Raw genomic sequence first — 19,839 nt, 5'->3', positions numbered from 1 at the left:
CTGCCGATCCTAGCCGCCAATGCCGCTGAGCCGCTTCATCAGCGGAATCACCAGATCGATCGGCTGCTGCTCGCGCGTCGTAACTTCGGCCCGGGTCAGCGTACCGGTCGAGAGCTGGATCGGCGGCCCCTTGCCGGAGGTCCAGCGATACCCGCTGACGGTGGAGGGATCGCGCTCCAGGGTCACCTTGGCCGTATAGGGCGCGCCGTCCTGCGAAAAGCGCTTGACCAATGCATCGTTGTGCAGGTCCGCCAGCATGCCCTGGGGCGTGACAGGGAATTCCGAAACCGCCACCACATTGCCGACAATCGCGCCGTATTCTTCCCGTTTGATGGTGCTCGGCTCGACACGAACCTCCATGCCGGGCCTGATGTTCTTGCCACGGTCCGGCGGCATGTAGACCGTCGCTTCGAGGACCTGTCCTGCGGTCTCGATTTCGATAACCGGCGTACCCAGGGCAAGCACGGCGCCGCTGGACACTTTGAGTTCGACGACACGCCCGTCGGCGGGACTGAGGATCCGTGATCCTCGTTCCAGCTCGGCCGCAAGCTGCTCAACCGTCCGCTTCGCATCATTGACCTTGAATTCCGAAAGCAGCCGATCGCGCTCACGCTGGCTCTGCAGATCCAGCTGCTGCGCATTGAGCTTGAGAATGTCGTTCCTTGCGTCGGTGATGCGTTCCCGCGCATTGTTGAGTTCGACGCGGCGGTCCTCGAGATACCTGCGCGTGACAGTTCCGTTCGCTGCCGCCGGCTCGAGCTTGGCCACCTCGTCCGTGAGATAGGCGGTGCGCTTCTCGGCAGCCGCGATCACGTTGCCCAGACCTGCCTCCTGCGCCGCATAATTGGCAAGCTTGGCATCGATCTCCCGCGAGATCGCCCCGGCGAGCTCGGCATGCTCGCGTTCGCGCTCGCGCAGGACATCCCTCGCCTGCTGAAGCCGCTGCTCGGTCTCGGTCTGGACGATCCGGGCGATCACCTGATCGCGGCGGACGGCATCGCCGATGCCGACCTCGAGCGAGGCCAGCTTGCCACTGACCGCGGACACGGCGTCGACCAGACGACCGCCGCTGCTCAACAAAATGCCATCACCGGATACACGGGTTGGAATGCGGCCGAGCACGCTCCAGGCAACCAGCACGGCAAGACCAAGTGCCAGCGCCGCTGCAGCCATCCAGTCGAACGGGCGCGTGACGCCGACAACATGGTCGAGCTGTTCGGGATTGGAAAGCCGCTCGATGGCCGCTGCCCGAAAGATTTGCTCCGTTTCCCTTTTCACGCAGCCCCCGCAAACACCGGCGAACAGCTTCCGACATCGTCCGCTCGCCGCGTCATGCGAAGCGCAATGCCTGATTGGCGGGCATGGTTATCTCGCGGCGGTCAAATGCCGCCGCGACAAGAGAGCGACGCTCACCGCGCGGAACCATCGGTCATCCCAAATGCTCGGTCATATCCAGACCGGTCCCGCCCTCACCCCGAGATCAGATGGTTGGAGAGACCTGAGCGGAGTGCAAGGTTGCGTACGGCCAACCGCCGCCTGACACTTTGTCCAGGGAGCTGTCGCTGAGCGCATCAGACGTCGCCGAGATCTGGGAGACTTTGCTCTGAGCGTCGTCCTTGAGGCTCTCGCCAGCATCGGCCTGCGCTTTCGAATTGGTGTCCTGCTCATTGGTCATCTTCAATCTCCATCCTTGATCAATGCTGATCGGGGCCAGCCCGAGGTTGCAACCCTGCGCTCAACTCATGTCCGCTCCTCCAGAATGGAGCAAAGCGGGCATGCCGATATCAACGAGATCGACCATTTCCGGTTCGATGCGCGGCGGCGGAGATGACCTCTTCAAGCCGTCGTCGGCTCAGGTGCTTTCTAGCCCGCCGGGCCTGTGCTGGCGTAGCTGGCAGCCGCCAGATTATTGAACGGCCAAACGCCGCCCGACACTTTGTCCAGGGAGCTATCGCCGAGCGCATCCTTTTCGGACGTCAACGAGATCTGGGAACTTTTGTCCTGAGCGGCGTCCGCGAGGCCCTCAGCTTCCCCTTGCTTATTCGCATCTTGCGCAATGGTCATATTCCATCTCCCGTTTCATCAATGCCAGGCGTCTCACGCGAATGCTCGAGACGAACTTCGTCCCCATGACCGGGCTTCATATCCTTATCCCGGTCGCTGGGCGATACGGCAGATGTCGTATTTCGTCGTCGGTCAGGAGGTTAATGTCGAAAGGCCCTGCGCCGCCGCAGGTGACGGCGCGGTGTCAGATGTTCAGCCCGAAGCCGCCCGCACCTTTCCACCGAGACCCCTCTAGATCACGAGGCAAAGTCCCGAAAACAGCAATAGACCCAGGATAATTCGTTTGAAGGCTGCTTCGTTGACGCGTCCGAACAGGACGATACCCACGGCCGTTCCAGCGGCCAAGGCGGGCAGCGCAATGCCAAAGTCGATCAAGACCTTTAGCGAGAGGCTGTGGTGCGAAAGCATGAGCGCGAGGGCGAAAAACTGCATCACCCCGATGTAGGGCTGGACCAGGCCACGCTGCTGATTTTTCGGGAGACCATGGATATCGCACCAGATCGCAGGAAGTGCGCCGGGCATCGCAGTCAGCCCCCCGACCAGCCCGCCACCAAACCCCACCAGCGCATTCCTGCTCCGGCTGTCCATTTGACGCAAATAGGCAGCCGTTGGCCGCAACAAGGCATATGCGGCGTAAAGCGATACGAGAATTCCAAAGCCCAGTCTGAACATCCCGGTATCCACATTCTGCAGGAAATAGATCGCGATCGGAATGCCCAATAGTCCACCAGCGATGAAAACGAGGCTGGTTTTCCATTGCATGCTCTTGCGGAGCGCAAACAGATTGGCGGCTTGTACAGTAATGCTGCAAGCCATCATCAAAGGCACTGCTTCGATAGGCGGAAAAACGTGTAGCAGGATCGCGCCGGCGACCGCCGAGAACGCAAATCCGGAAAGACCGGAAACGAACGCGCCCGCAAAAACCGCCCCACTCAGCACCAAATAAACCGCTACGTCTGACATGGTATCGCTTCCTCGAGAAAGGTGATCGTCGTCAATGGCGGGACAGCGTGGGGGCGTCCGAACTCACACGCGTGGCGTCAGCCAATCCATTTAGTCGCCCTCGATCGCCGTTGTTGCCGTTTCGATGGGTAGGATATTCAGCGCGCGATGCAGCATGTATCCCCCGACGACGTGAAAAATGCCGAAGCCGGCCAGGACGGCAATTGTCCACGCCTTGAGAGCCGGCGATGGCCGCCGGGCGTGGGAGCTATCGGTCGTTGCCATATCCAACTTGCCTTCTTGTACGCGCTCGGAGCGAAGCTGCTCGTCTTGACAGCTCCCGTTGATGGCACACTCCTGCTCCCAACAGCCGGGTTCGAGATCGGCTGCCGTTCAAGCGCGTCCAGTTGGGGTGAAGGATATCGTTGGGTTGATTCGCGAGCGATACGGCAGACGTCGTATTTCGTCGTCTAATGTTTTAGCAATCACTCATGATTGCTTCCTTGCCGTCGACGCAGGCCGCGACGATCGCATCGTGCAATTCCTCGCCGCTGATCGGCTTGTGCAGAACACGATAACCGCTGGCGGTGGCTTCCTTGATGCGCGACGGCGAGGTATCGCCGGTTACGATAAAGGCAGGGACCGAGCGGCCGATATGGGCGCAAAGAGCCTCGATTGCCTCCAGGCCCGTAGCACCATCTCCGAGGCGGTAGTCGGCGATGATCAGATCGACCGGTGCATCGCCTGTTATCATCGCCTCTGCATGAATCTGTTGCACCTCAGCGGCAGATCGACCGGCATAGACCCGATGCCCCTGCAGCGTGAGCAACTGCACCATGATATCGAGAACATCCTCCTCGTCTTCCACGACCATGATGCTGACGGCGATGGCTGCGGGTGGTGCCGCGCTATCGGGCAAGGGAGCCGCCACCGCACCGGCTTGCGGAACCGTAACGGAAAACATCGAGCCGCGCCCGGTGACGGAGACCAGTTTCAGCGGATGTTGCAGCAGCGCGGCGGTGCGGCGAACGATGGCGAGGCCAAGGCCAAGCCCTTGCGTGCGATCCCTCGCCGGGTTCTGCAATTGCACGAATTCCTCGAAGACCATTGCTTGCTGATCTGCGGGGATGCCGGGGCCGGTATCCCATATCTGGATTTCCACCGACGCGCCGCGCCTGCGGCAGCCGAGCAGAACGCCGCCGGATCCCGTGTAGCGAAAGGCGTTCGACAGCAGATTGCCCAACACCCGTTTCAGCATCATGGGATCGCTGTCCACCTGGAGACGGCTTTCAACGACACGCCAATCAAGGCCGCGATCCTTCGCAACGGAAGCGAACTCGTTGTTGAGCTGGTAGAACAGCTGGGAGAGATTCACCGTCTCCTTCGCAACAGTGACGACGCCGGCATCGAGCCGGGAGATGTCGAGCAGTCCGTTCAGGAGGGCGCTGAGGTTGCCGACAATGGATTTTGCCTTGCCGGCCAGATCGCGTGCATCGCCGGATTGGACAGCGCCGCGGTGACCCAGCGCCGCGAGCGTGGCGATCAGCAGACTCAAGGCATGGATCGGCTGGCGCAGGTCATGACTTGCCGCCGCAAGGAAACGCGTTTTCGCACGATCGGCCGCCTGCGCGCGGTCGCGTTCTTCCTGCAAGTGGCTGACGAGCTCGACATTTTCCAGACGCAACCTGATGGTCTCACGCAGCATGCGGTGCGTCGTGCGGCAGTAGTAGAAATTGATGGCCACAAGCCCCGTAAGCAGGGCGAGATATGCGCCGGAGGCATCACCTCCATTGATAAAGGAGCGCGCCATGACCGGCAGCACCGTTGCGATGATCGAGCCGATCAGAGCCGGCGGAAAGGCCGAGAGCGACGGAACCGTGCCGCAGACCAGACCGGTCAAGGCAACAGCGGTGAATAAAAAAGGAACGGGCTGTTCAGGAACGAACCCGACCCAGCCGAGCATTCCCCACAGCAGGCCCGACACGCAGGAAAAAGAAGCCGCGAGCCACGCCCATCGCAACACAGACGCTGGTTCTCGATTCCGGCTGAAGAACCGGCGCGCCGCCAGGACGCGTATGGCGGTGAGCAGATACAGCGCACCGAGCCATCCGACCAACCAGCTCGCCGGTACGGTGTTCCTCAGGACGTACGCCGCCGCCAGGGAGATCAGGACGTTGGAGGCCACCACGCCATAGGAATTACGATACAAGAGCTCGACGAGCGCCTCGCGTATCTTGTCTTCTTGCATCGAAACCTCTCCACGCGCCGACAGGTGCGGCGGCTTCGTTCGCCAGTTGCCGCTGCGCTAGCTAGCCCGCTGGAAGGCCGAGACGGATCGCGTAGGCTGTCAATTCGGCACCACTATGCAGATCGAGCTTCCGCATCAGGTTTTCGCGATGCTTCCGGGCGGTCAGCAGACTGATGCCGAGACGGTTGGCGATGTCGCGGCTGGTGGCGCCGTGAGGGATCATCCCCAGGATTTGCCGCTCACGCCTTGTCAGCGTGACCGGAGATATGATCGCAGCCGTGGGCTCCGGGGTTTCATTCAGGCCATCATGCTGGTCCACCGCAAAGCGAACCTCCTCCGCCACATAGGCGTTGCCTTTTCTGATGGCATCGATTGCAGCGATGAGCTCCGACGGATCGCCGCTCTTGGTCAAATAGCCGTTCGCACCCGCGGAAAATGCTGCCCGAACGGAACGTGGCTCAACATTGGCGGTGAGGACAAGCACTCGCAGCTCAGGCCATTCGGCTTTCAGCTTCGCTATGAACTGAAACCCGCCCACACCCGGCATGCCGAGATCGAGTATCAGAAGATCGGCGGAGCTCTCGTTCAGCAGCCGGTGAACGGCCTCGCCGTCGGCGGCTTCTCCACCGATTGTAAGCTGGTCCACGGTCGACAGAAGCTGTTTCAGCCCTTCCCGAACCACGGCGTGATCGTCAGCAATGATCGCTTTAACCAGCCCGCACATGCACCACCCCTGCCGATGACGGTATTAGGGTATCAACCAACTCCAATCAAGGAGTTCGATTCACAAATCCATTTGCCGGTTTGGTCAGCTTGGTCATTTTGCGGTGATCGTCTGAATGCCCCATTGCCGTGTTGCGCGGCTGGCGCCGGGCGGACGCGAACCCTGGTCGATCCACCGGCGGATTTGATTCTTTATGGTGGCCGCCGCCCGCGTCCTGATTTTCCATCAACGGGCTCGTCATCACATCGACATCTGTTATCGGTGCCGTGCGAGGCGTGGTTGCCGGACTACGCTACCGAAGTGGCGGAGCCGCATTTTGCAGCACAGGCGCCTGATAACGCGCCACGACGGCAATGGCTGTGATGCCGGGCACTGCGATGCGTCAGAAGCAAGCGTCGACGCAAGGGCGCGGGAAAGCAGCGCTGTCCGTGACAATCGATTTTGTGTAATCTCTCGCTGCACTCGACCTTTTTGGGAGGATAGCCATGAGAGCCTTCCTGCTCGCCTGCGCGGCCGCCGTCGTTGTGGCGGGAGTCAGCGCCGCGGTCCTTGACCGCGTGCAACAACCGGTCGCAGAGGCCTTTGCAACGACGGCCGTGCGGCTTTAGCGATCTCGCCCCCGGGGGGCGGCGTTGCTTTTACTCCGCCGCCGTGGCGGCCGGCTTCGAGCGCGCGTCATTGGCCGCGGTGCGCGTCTCCTCCTCCAGCCACAGGCTGTGGTGCTCTTTCGCCCAATTGACGTCCACGACGCCACTGCCCATCGCCTCGAAGGCGCCCTGCATGCCGATGGTGCCGATGTAGATGTGGGCCAGCATCACCGCGACGAACAGGACCGCCACGATCGCGTGGATCACCGCGGCCATTTGCATTCCTTCGATGCCGGACAGGTAGAACGGGAACATCAGCTCATATCCGGTGATCGCAACGGCAGCGCCGCCGATCACAACGATCCAGTAGACCGCCTTCTGTCCGGCGTTGAAACGATAGGCCGGAGGATGATCATGACCCACGATACCGCCGCCGCGCTTGATCCACTCGACATCGACCTTGTTCGGGATATTGCCGCCGAGCCACATCAGGAAGATCAGCATCACTCCGATGGTGAACGGGAAGCTCAAATAGTTATGCGCGTATTTCGCCCATTGCGACCATTCGGAGAATGCTTCGTGGCCGATCAGCGGCAACAGCAGCGGACGGCCGAAGGTGATGTTCAGTCCGGAGATTGCCAGAATGATGAAGCAGGTCGCCGTCATCCAGTGCACGAAGCGCTCAAAGGCGCCGAAGCGCACGATCGTGCGCCCCGACCTCCCGCTCTGGAGGCGGACCATGCCGCGGATGAGATAGAAGGCGACGAGCGCCACGAGCATGCCGAGGATGGCAACTCCGCCGACCCAGCGCAGGGTGACGTTGCGGAATTCCCGCCACTCGCGCCCCGCCGGCTGCTCCAGCACGCTTGACCGCTGATCGGGAATGCTGACGCGTCCCTGGATACGGTTGAGCTCCTGCAGAAGCTGTTGCTCCTTCACTGCGCTTGCGTTCGGGTTGACCTGCTGGCCGATGGACGGCACCGACGCAGTGATCATCAACGCAAGCACCCATGCGCCGAGGGCGAGACGGATGTATTTTGCAAGAGACGCCATGAGCTCCTCCCGGTATATGCGCAAACCCGCCTTCAGGATTCGATCGTCTCGCGATAGGCGGTTTTCCAGCCCCAGGCGCCCGAGCCGTAGCCGCGCTTCATCACACGTTCCTTGTAGATCTGGGCGATGATCTCGCCATCGCCCGCGAGCAATGATTTTGTGGAGCACATCTCGGCGCAGAGCGGCAATTTCCCCTCGGCGAGGCGATTGGCCCCATACTTCTCGTACTCCTCCTTGCTGCCGTCGACCTCGGGGCCGCCGGCGCAGAACGTGCACTTGTCCATTTTGCCGCGGGAGCCGAAATTGCCGATCTTCGGGTATTGCGGCGCGCCGAACGGACACGCGTAGAAGCAATAGCCGCAGCCGATGCACAGATCCTTGGAATGAAGTACGACGCCATCGGCGGTGGTGTAGAAGCAGTTCACCGGGCAGACCGCCGCGCAGGGTGCATCGGTGCAGTGCATGCAAGCCATGGAGATCGATCGCTCTCCCGGCTTGCCGTCGTTGATCGTGACGACGCGGCGCCGGTTGATGCCCCAGGGCACCTCATGCTCGTTCTTGCAGGCGGTGACGCAGGCATTGCACTCGATACAGCGGTCGGCGTCGCAGAGGAATTTCATTCGAGCCATGTGCGTTGCTCCTCTAGGCTGCGACGATCTGGCAGAGAGTGACCTTGGTCTCCTGCATGTTGGTTGCAGGATCATAGCCATAGGTCGTGATCGTATTGGCGCTTTCGCCAAGCACGATCGGATCGGTCCCCTTCGGGTAATTGCCGCGAAGGTCCTTGCCCGCGAGCCAGCCGCCGAAGTGGAAAGGCATCCAGGCAACGCCCTTCCCGACCCGTTCGGTCACCAGCGCCTTCATTCTGGCACGCGCGTTGTTTTCAGCACCGCTCACCCAGACCCAGCCGCCATCCTTGATGCCGCGATCGGCGGCATCGGCGGGACTGATCTCGATGAACATGTCCTGCTGGAGTTCGGCGAGCCACGGATTGGTTCGCGTCTCTTCGCCACCGCCCTCGTATTCGACCAGGCGGCCCGAGGAGAGGATGAGCGGGAATTGCTTGGCAATGCCCTTCTCCACCGCGGCCTTCTGCACGGAGAACCCGATGTTGGGCATGCGGAACTGCTTGGCATCGGGAAGCGTCGGATACTTGGCGACCAGATCGACGCGCGGCGTGTAGATCGGCTCGCGGTGAACCGGAATGGGATCCGGCAGGCCGAACGCATTCATGCGCGCCTTGCCGTTGCCGTAAGGCACGCAGCCATGCATCAGCGCAACGCGCTGAATGCCGCCCGAAAGGTCGAGCGACCACGACACCGCGTCGGGAGTGGCCGGGTTGATCCTGTTGATCGTGGCCATCTCCGCTTCCGTCAGATCCTTGTCCCAGCCGAGCTTCTTCAGGCTCGCCAGCGTGAATTCCGGATAGCCGTCCTTGATTTCCGAATCCTTCGAATAGGACCCGTCGGCGAGCAGGCTGACCTTCCGCGTCGAGCCGTCGGCCAGCTTCTCCTCACGTTCGATGCCGAAGCGCGGCCGGAACGTGCCGCCGCCATCCATCACGCCGAGGTTTGTATTGTAGAGCAGCGGCGTGCCCGGATGCCTGACCTCCGGCGAGCCCCAGCACGGCCAGGGCAGGCCGTAATAGTCGCCGCCGACTTCCGGATCGTCCTTCGGAGCCCGCATCGTCAGCATGTCGAACTTCGCCTGGTTCTTCATATGGGCCTTGAGACGCTCGGGCGATTGCCCGCAATAGCCGGTCGACCAGCTGCCGCGATTCATTTCGCGCAGGATGTCCTCGGCCTCGGGCAGATCGTTCTCGACCTTGATGTTCTTGAACATCTTGTCGGCGAAGCCGAACTTCTTCGCCAGGCGATAGGTGATCTCGAGGTCGTCCTTGGATTCAAAGATCGGCTTCACGATCTGCTCGCCCCACTGCAGCGAGCGGTTCGAGGCGACACGAGACCCCTTGCACTCGAATTGGGTGGCGACCGGGAGAATGTAGAGACCGTCCTTGCGCCCGGCCTCCACGGCGAGCGAGGTCCAGGTGGTCGGATGCGGGTCGGCGATGACGAGCAGGTCGAGCGCCTTCAGACCATTCAGGGATTCCGGAATGCGGGTGATGCTGTTAGAGGCGTGTCCCTGCACGAACACCGCCCGCACATTGTCTTTCTGGGCGACCTGGTCTTTCGGCAACGTCACCGCTTCGAACCAGCGCGTGAGCGGGATGCCGGGCGCTTCCATGATCTGCTTGGAGTCGAAGCGCGACTTCAGGAAGTCATAGTCGACCTCCCAAACCCGCGACCAGTGCTTCCAGGCGCCTTCGGCGAGCCCGTAGTAGAACGGCAGCGTGACGATATCGAGCCCGACATCGGTCGCGCCCTGCACGTTGTCATGGCCGCGGAAGATGTTGGCGCCCATGCCCGGTCCGCCGACATTTCCAGTCATCAGGAGCAGGATGCAACTCGCCCGCACATTGGCGGTGCCGACCGTCTTCTGAGTCTGCCCCATGGCCCAGATCAGCGTCGACGGCTTTTCCGTTGCGAACAACTTCGCGACACGCTTGAGCTGTTCACCGGGAATGCCGGTAACGCGCTCGACCTCCTCCGGATTCCATTTTTCGACCTCCTTGCGAAGATCGTCGAAACCATAGACGCGCTGCCGGATGAATTCCTTGTCCTCCCAGCCGTTCTGCAGGATGTGCCACATCATGCCGTAGAGCACCGGAATGTCGGTGCCAGGCCGCATGCGGACATACTCGGTCGCGTGCGCCGCGGTGCGCGTCAGGCGCGGGTCGATGACGATAAAGTTGGCCTTTTGCAGCTCCTTGCCCTCGAGCAGGTGCTGCAACGACACCGGATGCGCCTCGGCCGGATTGCCGCCCATGATCATCTGGGTCTTGGCGTTGCGGATGTCGTTGAAGCTGTTGGTCATCGCGCCGTAACCCCAGGTGTTGGCCACGCCGGTGACGGTCGTCGAATGGCAGATACGCGCCTGATGGTCGGTGTTGTTGGTGCCCCAGAACGCGCCGAGCTTGCGGAACAGATAGGCACCCTCGTTGGTCATCTTGGCCGACCCGAGCCAATAGACGGAATCGGGTCCCGACTTCTCGCGCACCTCCAGCAGCTTGTCGCCGATCTCGTTGATCGCGGCGTCCCAGGAGACCCGGGTCCACTGCCCGCCAACCAGCTTCATCGGATAGCGAAGCCGCCGCTCGCTGTGCACGAGTTCGCGCACGGAGGCGCCCTTCGCACAATGCGATCCGCGATTGATCGGGGAATCCCAGGTCGGCTCCTGGCCGATCCATACGCCGTTCAGCACTTCCGCAGTCACGGTGCATCCAACCGAGCAATGCGTGCAGATGCTCTTGCGCGCCGTCGCTCCCGCGGTTAGCGGCCCGGCGGCGGCAGCCTCCGCCTCGCGAACGCCACCGAGGGGCAGCGTGCTGAGCGCAGCGAGCGCGCCGCCGGCAAGACCGGACCGACGCAGGAACGTGCGGCGGTCGAGGCCGCCAGTCTGCCCGGACAGAAGGGCTGCGACGGATCCACGTCGGTCGGAATCGGAACGCTGTGTTCTCCTGATCAGCATGGCCGCCTCCCTCACCGCGGATAGCGATTGACGCGATAGTACGCTTTCACGTCTTCGGTTTCCCTGTAGCGCGCCTTGCGCTTGTCAGCTTCGCTCTCGCTGTCGGCCTTCGCCGGCGCGATCAAGGGGGTTGCCAGCGCGGCGCCTGCACCAACCGTGCCGATTCCGACCTTGCGAAGGAAGTCGCGGCGGCCTGCCGTCATTTTCTTCTCATCGCTCATTGCACCTCTCCTTGGACCGGGGCAGCCGGTCAATTGGCGAACTTGAAGGCCTCTGTTTCAATCTCAAAAAACACGCATCCCAGCGCCCCGACCGCTCGATAGAACCTGGCGCATTCGGCCTTCGCCATGTCGGCGAACAGACGTCCGATCCAGCGGGACACATGCTTCTCGAAGAAGACGCGCTGTGCTGCGAGCGACGCCGGGAAACGACCAGCCACAAGGCCCGCCATGATCTCGCATAGCGTCGCCGCATGGTCCTCGGGTTCTGGATTGCTCTCCACCCGCTCGATGCCAAGCGCGGCCAGATCGTCACGAAGTCGCGACAGCGGGCGCTCGTTGAGGAAGCCGGTCAGATAGTAGGACGCGTAGGGCAGCAGCTCGCCGCGCCCAACGCCGACGAACAGGTCGAAATATTCGCGCTCGACCTCGGTTGCGACCGCGATCGAAGCGGCCTCCGCAAGAGCGGAGTGGGCACGCCCAAGCGGCGTCACATCGCCGTTCAGTTGCGCGATCTTCTCAAGGAGGTCTCGCGACGGCGCCGACGAGAGCAGGGTCGCAAGCAGTGCGTATTCCTGCGCGCGTCCGGCTTCGATCGGATCAAGCAGGTCCGATATCGCAAGCTCGCTATAGAGATCGGGACGAAGAATTTTTCGCGGGACGCCCGTCGCGATTTCGACCGCAATCACGCGTTGCGCCGGCACCCGGTTCCAGTTCGACACCGAGGGCTGCGCAATACCGATTTTCCGGGCTAGCTGGGCTACGCCGCCCACGGCATCGATGGCACGTTCAAGGCCCGCATCGCGCACACCGCCCTCCCATCCTCGGGGCCAAGCGCTTGATTGCGTTTGCTTAACAAAGACTAATCGGGTGCCGGGAAGCGGTCAATCGATGCGCATAGCCTGCGGCTATAGCATTTGGTCGCAGCCTATCGAGGCAGCGCGCCGCCATGTGTGCGCCGCCGAACGGCAGTCTCTTCATCCGGACCTGGCAGTTGCGGTGCAGCAGAGTTTGCGGGCAATTCCGCGGTCGCGGACTCATCGGACAGTGGGAGATTCGGGCGCGCCTTCACCGGATTTGATGCTTGCGCCAAATCGTCGACCGCAGCAACGGGCGGTCGCATGGCGTCGACAGTCCCTTCGATCGCGTCGGTCGCGTTCTCGGCGGCCTGCACGAGGTCCCCGACAACGCGGCGGACGAGTGCGTCAACCTGCTCGGCCGAATAGTCCAGCGGACCGAAGCCAGGCATGGCGGTCGGGTCGTTGAAGTCCCAGGCATTTTCCGCCAGCCCAATGAAGTCGCGAATGGCAGGATCGGCGCTCCAGGCCCGACGAAGCGCCGCACGGCTCAATTCCTGAGGAATGCCCTTGCGAAGGAAGGCCGAGACGTCGGTCGCGGCACCAATCGATTCGATGGGCGGCAGGCTCGACAAGTCCAACTCGGTGGGACAGGGCTCCGCCACGTCGGGGGCGGCCGCCGCAGGCGCATTTGCCTCGGCGGGCTGTTCGGGTCTTGGTTCGGCCTGGCCGTCCCTCGCCGCCTGCTTGCGTCGCGACCAGCGCGCCAGAAAGTCGTCTCCGCTCATTCGTGCCCACCGTCATGGCGCCGTTGCGCCAGCGCCTCCGGATCGGCGCGGCTCCGCTCGCGCTTGAAGAACTCCTTCTCGACGTGGTGCTCGGCGATGAAATCTTCAATCGTCCGGCGCAGCACCTCGGGCATCGGCACCGCTTCGACGAGATTGGCGCCGGCCCCCGTGAACGCCTCCCCTTCGGCGGGATCGGCCGTGACCGCGGAAAGGAGGTAGGGCGAGGCTCCCTCGGCAGGGCTCAACACGATCCAGATGCTGGGCGCACCGGAGGTGAGATTGTCGCGGTAGCGATCGGTTTCCGAGCGGTAGAGATCGACTGTCGCACTGCCGGCGTAAAACAGCGTCACTCCATCCTGCTCGCGGATCACCGTCCACGGCGTCATCTCGGGCTCATCCGGAAGCACCCCGACGCTGCGCCAGACGACGTCGATCCACGGAGAACCCGCTCTGCGGCGTTCGACCACGACGCCGACGGGGATACGGACCAGCGGCTCGGCGACGGGGCTCATGTCACGGCCTCCAGATGCTTGACTGGCAGTCCCGTCAGCAAGTTCTGGGGTTTCATCCGGACGACCTGATCGGACGTCATCGCAAGGATCAGATAGGCCGGCGTGCGCCCGGCGGTGTCGACGACCAGGCCGGGATCCGCAAAGCTCAGCCGAAACAACGCCAGCACGCGCCCCGCGGTGCGATCGTCGAGGGATTCGCCCTGCCAAAGCCGGTCGCCGATGCGGGTCGCTTCGGAATCCAGGCCCACATACCAGGTGAGTTCTGCGTTGCGCAGTTCGGTCAGCGGCTCGATCGTCACATCGATCCCGAGCAGATGCGAGATCCAGCGCCGCATCGCGTCGGCCAGCGCGGCCTGCCCCCGCCCTCCGCCGGTCAGATCAAGCGCCATATCGAACTGGTCACTGCGTTGCCAATAGCCGTCGGCGTTCTCCTCGCTGAGAACGTCGAGTTGGATATCGCTCGTCGCGTCCAGCATCGACATCAGCGACAGCACCGGCGTCGGGCTGCGCCCGCCAAGGATTTCATCGTCGCCCAGGAGCAGCAGATGCTCGTGCGGCAGGATTCGTTGCGGCCGAAAGAACAGCTCGGCTGCACGCAGCTGAAACGGATCCTCGCAGCGATCAAGCGCATTGCGCAGGATCACATGCACCAGCTGGTTCATGAACAGCGGCGGCAGATTGACCGAACCTGAACGAACCGTCGCGAGATAGGCCGCCTCCAGCGTCGAATGGCGCAGCAAGAGGTCACGAAATGCCAGCACGAATTGCCAGTTTTCCCGCGCGTCGGCATCACCGATCGCGGCCACCTCCTTGTCCCCGACCGGGAGGCGCGGATCGGCCAGCAATTGCCGGTGCAAGCGACGCTCGACTGCGCACGCGTCATCCGGCGGCATCAGCTCGGGGCGCGCGAAATAGGCCTTCAGGTATTCATCCGTGACAACGAGCCCGCCGCTCGCGTTGCGATCGAGCAGATGGTGGCCGCAGGCGATCCAGAAATCCTTCATCGCCAAATCTTTCATCGCCTCGGCTCCTTGCTCATGTCGGCAAGATCGAGATCGCCGGGTTCGGCGTCATCCTCCACTTCCATGAACGAGAACGCCTTGCCGTGCCCTTGCCCCTCCCGCAGCCGCAAGCTCCGGAAGGACTCGCGGACCTCGCCATCGCACACCGAGCGATGGACGGCAATCAGCGTGCTGATCGGATGGGCACAGAGCGATTGCGCAAAGGCAACCTCCTCTTCCGCCGCTACGTGCGCGATTGCAAGATCCGGCGCACCGAACCGTTCGACGAGCCGCTTCGCCAGCAGCTCCACCAGCGTGCGGCGATCGTCCGCGGTCGCGGGAACGATCTGCGCCAGCGTCGACCAGCCCCAGGATTGCACTCCGAGAAAACCGCCGCGGAAGGCGGACCGGTCCTTACCGTCCAGTTGCGCCAAATCCCGATCGAGGAAGCGGAACGCGCCCGGCACCGCCCATTCGCCGGGCTCCGCGGGCACGTCGAATACGAACGTGTCGGACGGATCGAGCGCAATGGTGCGCAAGAGCTTCACAGGCGCAGCCCTCCGAGCTTCGGATCGAGCCACAAGGACGATAGCAGGTACTTCCTCAAATCGCGCCGCTCGGTCCCATCTGCTCCAACCCGGCGCACCAGAAGATCGCCGTTGTCAGCGATCGCGCGAGAGGTCTGCGGTTCGTCCGTCAGCCGGCTGAGGAATTCGCGTGCGACGGCGTCAAAACCGTCGACTTGCCAGGTTTCGGTCGCGAGCATCAGGTGCCGCGCAAAGCTTTCCGTGATTTGAACCGCGCCGGCTTCGCCAAAGCCCTCCTGATCGAGCGCCGAAACGAGTGGATGCACGCCCGCTTCCGCCTCCGTCATCGCAACCATCCGGATCATGGCACCGAACACCAACCAGCGCGGCGGCTCATTCTCTTTCGCAGATGATGGCCAGCCAAGCCGGCCGCCACCAACGAGCCCGCCGTCGACACGGACCGTATCCGGCCAATCGATGGCGACCTCCTTGTTCGGGGGTGCATAGGCGCGCAAGGCGTCAGTCAATGCCACCATGGCGGCATAGAAGGCGCGGCGCGCGGTGCATAAGGGCTCGGCGGGTTCGAGCACGACGGCGAACTCGGCAAGATCGAAGCGCCCCACATAGGTCAGCGTACCTGCCCCGCTTTCCTCCGCGATATCGATGGCATGGGCGAAGGCATCGCGCGTCTCGCGCAGCCTCACCAGCGTGAACGGCGGAGGCAGGTCAACGGGCTCCAGGATCGATGAGCGCGTGCGGACGGTCGGCGACAGACGGACCTCCAGCTTCCATTTCTTCCCATGTGATAATAGCTTATCCGAGCAACGGGGACGGCGCGAGTCCGCCACCTCGTTCCCCGACCGCGTTGGGAGGTGAATAGCTGCGTATGCCGGATTCGCCGAAGACGATCCTGATCTGCTCGTGCGAAGACACGATGCGTCTCGACACCGCTGCGATCAAGCGAGGATGTCGCAACAGCGAGATCGCCGAATTCCGACACCTGTGCCGAGCCGAGCTGGATCGGTTTCGCGATGCAGCGAAGGTCGCGGGCCCGATGATCGTCGGCTGCACCCAGGAGGCGCCGCTGTTTGCCGATGCGATGGAGGGCCGCTCGGAAAGAACAGAGTTCGTCAACATCCGGGAGACCGCCGGGTGGTCCCTGGAAGGGCGACAGGCGGGGCCGAAAATGGCAGGGCTGCTCGCTGCAGCGTCCGAGCCCGTGCCGGCCTACCCGTTTGTCACCTTGTCGAGCGAGGGCGTGATCCTGATCTATGGCCGCGACGACGTCGCGGTTGAAGCGGGCCAACTGCTGGCAGATCACCTCGACGTGACAGTCATGATCACGAGGCCAGCGCGGATTGCACCACCTGCGACGACATCGTTCCCGATCGTCAAGGGAACGATTCGCAATGCCAAGGGACATCTGGGCGCCTTCGAGCTTGTGATCGACGACTATGCCGCGCCTCGCCCCTCCTCGCGCGAGACGCTGCTGTTCGAGGCTCCGCGCAACGGCCTGACGTCGCGCTGCGACCTCATCCTTGATCTTTCCGGCGGGATGCCGCTCTTTCCCGCGCATGATTTGCGCGAAGGTTATCTCCGCGTCGACCCGGGAGACCCGCCCGCAATGCTGCGCGCGGTCCTCAAGGCACGCGATCTCGTCGGCAGCTTCGACAAGCCGAAATACGTCAACTTCACCGCAGAGCTCTGCGTGCATTCGCGGTCGAAGCTAACGGGGTGCCATCGCTGCCTCGATCTTTGCCCGACCGGGGCGATCACACCGGATGGCGATCACGTCAGGATCAATGCGGAGGTCTGCGCCGGATGCGGCCAATGCGCCGCGGCCTGTCCGACCGGCGCGGCAACCTATGCCCTGCCGCCAGCCGACGCGCTGTTGCACAAATTGCGCGCGATGCTTTTGTCCTATCACGCAGCCGGCGGCACCAATGCCGTCGTCCTGTTCCACGATAGCCAGCACGGCACTGCGCTGATCGATGCGCTCGCCCGCCATGGCGACGGGCTGCCGGCCAGCGTGCTGCCGCTCGCGGTGAACGAGGTGACGCAGGTTGGGCTCGAGGCCGTCGTCGCTTCCTTCGCCTATGGTGCGGCGGGGATACGCTTTCTCCTTCGCGCAAAGCCGCGGCATGACGTCGCTGGCCTCTTCAAGACGATCGCGATGGCTGATGCCATTATCTCCGGACTTGGGTTCGCAGGACCCAGGGTCGAAGCAATCGAAACCGACGATCCGGACGCACTCGGCAGGACGCTCTGGTCAATCAAGCCTGCGCCGACCGTCGAGCATCCCGCGACATTCCGGACCGTCGGCAAACGGCGCGAACTGCTTCGTCTCGCGCTCCACGAGTTGCACCGCCTGGCGCCGTCGCCTGTCGACGTCATCGCGCTGCCTGAAGGGGCACCACTTGGCGCGATCAGCGTCAATGTGGAGGGATGCACCTTATGTCTGTCGTGCGTGTCCGCCTGCCCGACCGGTGCGCTGCGCGACGATCCCGAGCGTCCTGTGCTCAAATTCGTCGAAGATGCCTGCGTGCAATGCGGATTGTGCCAGAGCACCTGCCCGGAAAAGGTGATTACTCTGAAACCGCAGATCGACTTCCGTGCCGCCAGAGCCCCGGCGACGATCATCAAGCAGGAAGAGCCGGCGCTTTGCATCCGCTGCAACAAGCCGTTTGGCGTGAAGAGCACGATTGAGAAGATCGCAGCGAAGCTTGAGGGCCGGCACTGGATGTATCCCGCCGGCGACAAGCGGGTCGATACGGTCAGAATGTGCGCGGATTGCCGCGTGATCACCATGAGCGAGCAGCAGTTCGACCCGTTTGCCGGCGTACCGCAACGCGCGGCGCCTCGAACGACCGACGATTATCTACGCGAACGGGAAACCAAGACTTAGGACCAATTCAACTGTGGGAAGCGGCACATTTAGGAGGGGCACCATGTCTCATCTCACCAAAGCTCATTTTGCATTCGTTGCCGTCGTAGTTGCCCTTGGCGCAGCGATGATCGCGACGCCCGTCGAAGCCGCGCGCCTGTCGAAAGCCGACAAGGTCGCCTTGAAACAGGCGATCGTTGCCTGCAAGGCGGAGGCGAAGGGCAGGAAGGTCAAATGGCTCGCGCGCCGGAAATACGTGAACAATTGCGTCTCCGAGGCCCTGAAGGAACATCCAAACGTCGACGTCATCAGATTGATCAAGGAGTATCCGAACATAACGAGCCTCCCGGTAGAGAAATGGCCCGGCTTCTAGCTGTCAAAGCTGCATAACGGGCCGCTACCGTCGCCCCAACGTCGCACGCCCCAGGAAATCCGTGAGCGCCTTGCGGTCCTCGACCGAGCCGATCCGCTGCTCCGGCATTTTTGTGCCCGGCGTATAGGTATTCGGGCCGAGTTCGAAGAGTCTTGCCACCGTTTCGGGAGTCCAGACGATGTCCATTTTCGTCAGCGCGTTGGAGAAGCGATATCCCGGCAACGACGCGATCCTGCGACCATACAGGCCATCGAGCGTGGGGCCGGCGCGCTGCGGCTCCTCCGCGGACAGCGTGTGACACGCAACACACGCCCTGAATACCAGGGCGCCGCGATCTCCCGCATAGGGCGCCAGGGGATCGCTTTGCGCAGCCCGCAGCGACGAGCCGATCGGATCGCCTGTCCGCGCGTTCCAGCGCCGGATCACGCCGTCCGCGCCCCCCGTCAGCAACGTTGCATTGTCGGGCAGGAATGCCACCGACCAAACCGGCGCCCCCTGAGTGGCCAGCGCTTGCACGATGCTCCGCGCCTTTCGGTCGATGACGGAAACGGTTCCGCCAATTCCGGTTGCCGCGATCAACGTCCCGTCCGCGGAGAGCGCCAACGAGACGACCGGGGTCGACCCGGCCGGAACCTCGCCGGTCTCATGCCCGTTCGATGTTAGAAATCGTATCTTCCCGTCGCCTCCGCCCGCGATGATTTCGCCGTCAGGTGCGACTGCCACGGCGTTGATGGGTGACGGGAGCAGGACTACATCCGGCGTTCCTGCCGCCATCGGCCAGATCCTCAACTCGCAGTCGTAACCGACGCTGACCAGCGATTGTCCATCGGCAGAAAAGGCAACTCCGTTCACGTTCTGCGTGTGCCCTTTCAGCACCTGCGACGCGCCGTCGGCGAGTGACCAGAGGCCAACCGTATGGTCCCATGATGCCGTGGCGAGCCTTGTACCGTCCGGCGAGACGACGAGCGAAACGATTGGCGCCTGATGGCCCTCGAAGACCTGATCCGGCTGCTCGCGGCCGGAGGTCCAGATCGCGATCCGCGCATCAGCTCCGGCGGTCGCCATTCGTCCATCCCTGAGGAAGACGACCGCATTCACCGCATCGGAGTGAAAGCGGAGGACTTGCTCGGCGGATTCGGTCTTGAGTGACCATCGAATTGCCGACGTGTCGAAGCTGCCTGACAGAGCACTGTTACCATCACTCGAGATCGCAATCGCCCGAACGGGTCCGCCATGACCCGCGAGTTGACCTTGCGCCGGCGTTGCATCAAATGCCCACAGGGCGGCAACGACGCACAGATTTGAGAGCCAGTTCATCGGCGGCTCGCGGGTCGGCTCCGGCACGTTGCCGTTGCCCTGGAGGGATAGTTTGCGCGCGCTTGACCAGGGTCAACAACGAGAGCCGTCGTTCGGTTTCCATGCTGCGCCGCGGGATTTGATTCGGCCCCGCTACTCAATGCCGCAATCTTGTCGGCTTGAACCGAGGGGCACCGGCTCCTAAGCTGAACCTGAAGCGTCAAGGATGACGGCATG

General features: G+C 62.9%; 21 protein-coding genes. 2 read left to right on the top strand and 19 right to left on the bottom strand.

Features of this window, described 5'->3' with window-relative positions:
- Positions 1–9: 9 nt before the first annotated feature.
- The 18 genes from G6P99_RS19285 to G6P99_RS19200 form a co-directional block, all read right to left on the bottom strand.
- On the bottom strand, positions 10–1,278 hold the full coding sequence (locus G6P99_RS19285; RefSeq protein WP_029078500.1) for an NHLP bacteriocin system secretion protein: 1,269 nt from the start codon (positions 1,276–1,278) through the stop codon (positions 10–12).
- Between the two features lie 202 nt (positions 1,279–1,480).
- A complete protein-coding gene (locus G6P99_RS19280) occupies positions 1,481–1,675 on the bottom strand; it encodes a hypothetical protein (protein ID WP_029078499.1) in 195 nt (64 codons plus the stop codon).
- A gap of 188 nt (positions 1,676–1,863) precedes the next feature.
- Positions 1,864–2,064: a hypothetical protein gene (locus G6P99_RS19275; protein WP_029078498.1), complete on the bottom strand. Its 201-nt coding sequence runs from the start codon at positions 2,062–2,064 to the stop codon at positions 1,864–1,866.
- Positions 2,065–2,295: 231 nt separating this feature from the next.
- A complete protein-coding gene (locus G6P99_RS19270) occupies positions 2,296–3,027 on the bottom strand; it encodes a sulfite exporter TauE/SafE family protein (protein WP_029078497.1) in 732 nt (243 codons plus the stop codon).
- Positions 3,028–3,117: 90 nt separating this feature from the next.
- A complete protein-coding gene (locus tag G6P99_RS19265) occupies positions 3,118–3,291 on the bottom strand; it encodes a hypothetical protein (RefSeq protein ID WP_156928382.1) in 174 nt (57 codons plus the stop codon).
- 193 nt (positions 3,292–3,484) lie between these two features.
- A complete protein-coding gene (locus G6P99_RS19260) occupies positions 3,485–5,254 on the bottom strand; it encodes a hybrid sensor histidine kinase/response regulator (protein WP_029078496.1) in 1,770 nt (589 codons plus the stop codon).
- Positions 5,255–5,315: 61 nt separating this feature from the next.
- Entirely contained in the window at positions 5,316–5,978 is a 663-nt protein-coding gene (locus G6P99_RS19255) for a response regulator (protein ID WP_029078495.1), read from the bottom strand.
- Positions 5,979–6,024: 46 nt separating this feature from the next.
- A complete protein-coding gene (locus G6P99_RS19250; RefSeq protein ID WP_156928381.1) occupies positions 6,025–6,204 on the bottom strand; it encodes a hypothetical protein in 180 nt (59 codons plus the stop codon).
- Positions 6,205–6,616: 412 nt separating this feature from the next.
- Positions 6,617–7,618: a formate dehydrogenase subunit gamma gene (locus G6P99_RS19245; protein WP_165123177.1), complete on the bottom strand. Its 1,002-nt coding sequence runs from the start codon at positions 7,616–7,618 to the stop codon at positions 6,617–6,619.
- A gap of 32 nt (positions 7,619–7,650) precedes the next feature.
- Positions 7,651–8,247: a formate dehydrogenase FDH3 subunit beta gene (gene fdh3B, locus G6P99_RS19240; RefSeq protein ID WP_029078493.1), complete on the bottom strand. Its 597-nt coding sequence runs from the start codon at positions 8,245–8,247 to the stop codon at positions 7,651–7,653.
- Positions 8,248–8,260: 13 nt separating this feature from the next.
- Positions 8,261–11,206: a formate dehydrogenase subunit alpha gene (locus G6P99_RS19235; protein WP_165123175.1), complete on the bottom strand. Its 2,946-nt coding sequence runs from the start codon at positions 11,204–11,206 to the stop codon at positions 8,261–8,263.
- Positions 11,207–11,217: 11 nt separating this feature from the next.
- Entirely contained in the window at positions 11,218–11,427 is a 210-nt protein-coding gene (locus G6P99_RS19230) for a twin-arginine translocation signal domain-containing protein (protein WP_029078491.1), read from the bottom strand.
- A 29-nt stretch (positions 11,428–11,456) separates the two neighbouring features.
- Complete coding sequence (locus G6P99_RS19225; protein ID WP_029078490.1) at positions 11,457–12,233, bottom strand: Cro/CI family transcriptional regulator; 777 nt, start codon at positions 12,231–12,233, stop codon at positions 11,457–11,459.
- A gap of 119 nt (positions 12,234–12,352) precedes the next feature.
- The gene (locus tag G6P99_RS19220; RefSeq protein WP_029078489.1) at positions 12,353–13,009 is read right to left on the bottom strand and encodes a DUF3306 domain-containing protein; all 657 of its coding nucleotides are present in this window, start codon (positions 13,007–13,009) and stop codon (positions 12,353–12,355) included.
- Positions 13,006–13,521 (bottom strand): DUF3305 domain-containing protein, encoded by a 516-nt coding sequence (locus G6P99_RS19215; protein WP_029078488.1) that lies wholly within the window; start codon positions 13,519–13,521, stop codon positions 13,006–13,008. Before G6P99_RS19215 ends, G6P99_RS19220 begins: the two co-directional genes overlap by 4 nt.
- Positions 13,518–14,525, bottom strand: coding sequence for a DUF6352 family protein (locus tag G6P99_RS19210; protein ID WP_165128921.1), 1,008 nt, complete (start codon positions 14,523–14,525; stop codon positions 13,518–13,520). Before G6P99_RS19210 ends, G6P99_RS19215 begins: the two co-directional genes overlap by 4 nt.
- Positions 14,526–14,536: 11 nt before the next feature.
- Positions 14,537–15,070, bottom strand: a complete 534-nt coding sequence (locus tag G6P99_RS19205; RefSeq protein WP_029078486.1) for a DUF6505 family protein — start codon at positions 15,068–15,070, stop codon at positions 14,537–14,539.
- On the bottom strand, positions 15,067–15,774 hold the full coding sequence (locus G6P99_RS19200; protein WP_051346038.1) for a biotin/lipoate--protein ligase family protein: 708 nt from the start codon (positions 15,772–15,774) through the stop codon (positions 15,067–15,069). Before G6P99_RS19200 ends, G6P99_RS19205 begins: the two co-directional genes overlap by 4 nt.
- Positions 15,775–15,983: 209 nt before the next feature.
- On the opposite strand from G6P99_RS19200, the gene G6P99_RS19195 reads away from it, so the two are divergent.
- Both G6P99_RS19195 and G6P99_RS19190 read left to right on the top strand, forming a co-directional pair.
- Complete coding sequence (locus G6P99_RS19195; protein WP_029078484.1) at positions 15,984–17,954, top strand: 4Fe-4S binding protein; 1,971 nt, start codon at positions 15,984–15,986, stop codon at positions 17,952–17,954.
- Positions 17,955–17,997: 43 nt separating this feature from the next.
- Positions 17,998–18,306, top strand: coding sequence for a hypothetical protein (locus G6P99_RS19190; protein WP_245284522.1), 309 nt, complete (start codon positions 17,998–18,000; stop codon positions 18,304–18,306).
- A gap of 24 nt (positions 18,307–18,330) precedes the next feature.
- On the opposite strand, the gene G6P99_RS19185 is transcribed toward G6P99_RS19190, so the two are convergent.
- On the bottom strand, positions 18,331–19,623 hold the full coding sequence (locus G6P99_RS19185; protein ID WP_029078482.1) for a c-type cytochrome: 1,293 nt from the start codon (positions 19,621–19,623) through the stop codon (positions 18,331–18,333).
- Positions 19,624–19,839 lie beyond the last annotated feature (216 nt).

Source organism: Bradyrhizobium sp. 6(2017) (genome assembly GCF_011058295.2).
Taxonomy (GTDB): domain Bacteria; phylum Pseudomonadota; class Alphaproteobacteria; order Rhizobiales; family Xanthobacteraceae; genus Bradyrhizobium; species Bradyrhizobium septentrionale.
The sequence above is the reverse complement of the archived record's forward strand: the minus strand, read 5'-3'. Positions and strand labels throughout refer to the sequence as shown.

What these genes read in the sequence shown, in the direction of transcription:
- G6P99_RS19280 (WP_029078499.1), bottom strand. Translation starts at nt 1,675, where the DNA reads ATGACCAATGAGCAGGACACCAATTCGAAAGCGCAGGCCGATGCTGGC.
- G6P99_RS19275 (WP_029078498.1), bottom strand. Translation starts at nt 2,064, where the DNA reads ATGACCATTGCGCAAGATGCGAATAAGCAAGGGGAAGCTGAGGGCCTC.
- G6P99_RS19270 (WP_029078497.1), bottom strand. Translation starts at nt 3,027, where the DNA reads ATGTCAGACGTAGCGGTTTATTTGGTGCTGAGTGGGGCGGTTTTTGCG.
- G6P99_RS19265 (WP_156928382.1), bottom strand. Translation starts at nt 3,291, where the DNA reads ATGGCAACGACCGATAGCTCCCACGCCCGGCGGCCATCGCCGGCTCTC.
- G6P99_RS19260 (WP_029078496.1), bottom strand. Translation starts at nt 5,254, where the DNA reads ATGCAAGAAGACAAGATACGCGAGGCGCTCGTCGAGCTCTTGTATCGT.
- G6P99_RS19255 (WP_029078495.1), bottom strand. Translation starts at nt 5,978, where the DNA reads ATGTGCGGGCTGGTTAAAGCGATCATTGCTGACGATCACGCCGTGGTT.
- G6P99_RS19250 (WP_156928381.1), bottom strand. Translation starts at nt 6,204, where the DNA reads ATGGAAAATCAGGACGCGGGCGGCGGCCACCATAAAGAATCAAATCCG.
- G6P99_RS19245 (WP_165123177.1), bottom strand. Translation starts at nt 7,618, where the DNA reads ATGGCGTCTCTTGCAAAATACATCCGTCTCGCCCTCGGCGCATGGGTG.
- fdh3B (WP_029078493.1), bottom strand. Translation starts at nt 8,247, where the DNA reads ATGGCTCGAATGAAATTCCTCTGCGACGCCGACCGCTGTATCGAGTGC.
- G6P99_RS19235 (WP_165123175.1), bottom strand. Translation starts at nt 11,206, where the DNA reads ATGCTGATCAGGAGAACACAGCGTTCCGATTCCGACCGACGTGGATCC.
- G6P99_RS19230 (WP_029078491.1), bottom strand. Translation starts at nt 11,427, where the DNA reads ATGAGCGATGAGAAGAAAATGACGGCAGGCCGCCGCGACTTCCTTCGC.
- G6P99_RS19220 (WP_029078489.1), bottom strand. Translation starts at nt 13,009, where the DNA reads ATGAGCGGAGACGACTTTCTGGCGCGCTGGTCGCGACGCAAGCAGGCG.
- G6P99_RS19215 (WP_029078488.1), bottom strand. Translation starts at nt 13,521, where the DNA reads ATGAGCCCCGTCGCCGAGCCGCTGGTCCGTATCCCCGTCGGCGTCGTG.
- G6P99_RS19210 (WP_165128921.1), bottom strand. Translation starts at nt 14,525, where the DNA reads ATGAAGGATTTCTGGATCGCCTGCGGCCACCATCTGCTCGATCGCAAC.
- G6P99_RS19195 (WP_029078484.1), top strand. Translation starts at nt 15,984, where the DNA reads ATGCGTCTCGACACCGCTGCGATCAAGCGAGGATGTCGCAACAGCGAG.
- G6P99_RS19190 (WP_245284522.1), top strand. Translation starts at nt 17,998, where the DNA reads ATGTCTCATCTCACCAAAGCTCATTTTGCATTCGTTGCCGTCGTAGTT.
- G6P99_RS19185 (WP_029078482.1), bottom strand. Translation starts at nt 19,623, where the DNA reads ATGAACTGGCTCTCAAATCTGTGCGTCGTTGCCGCCCTGTGGGCATTT.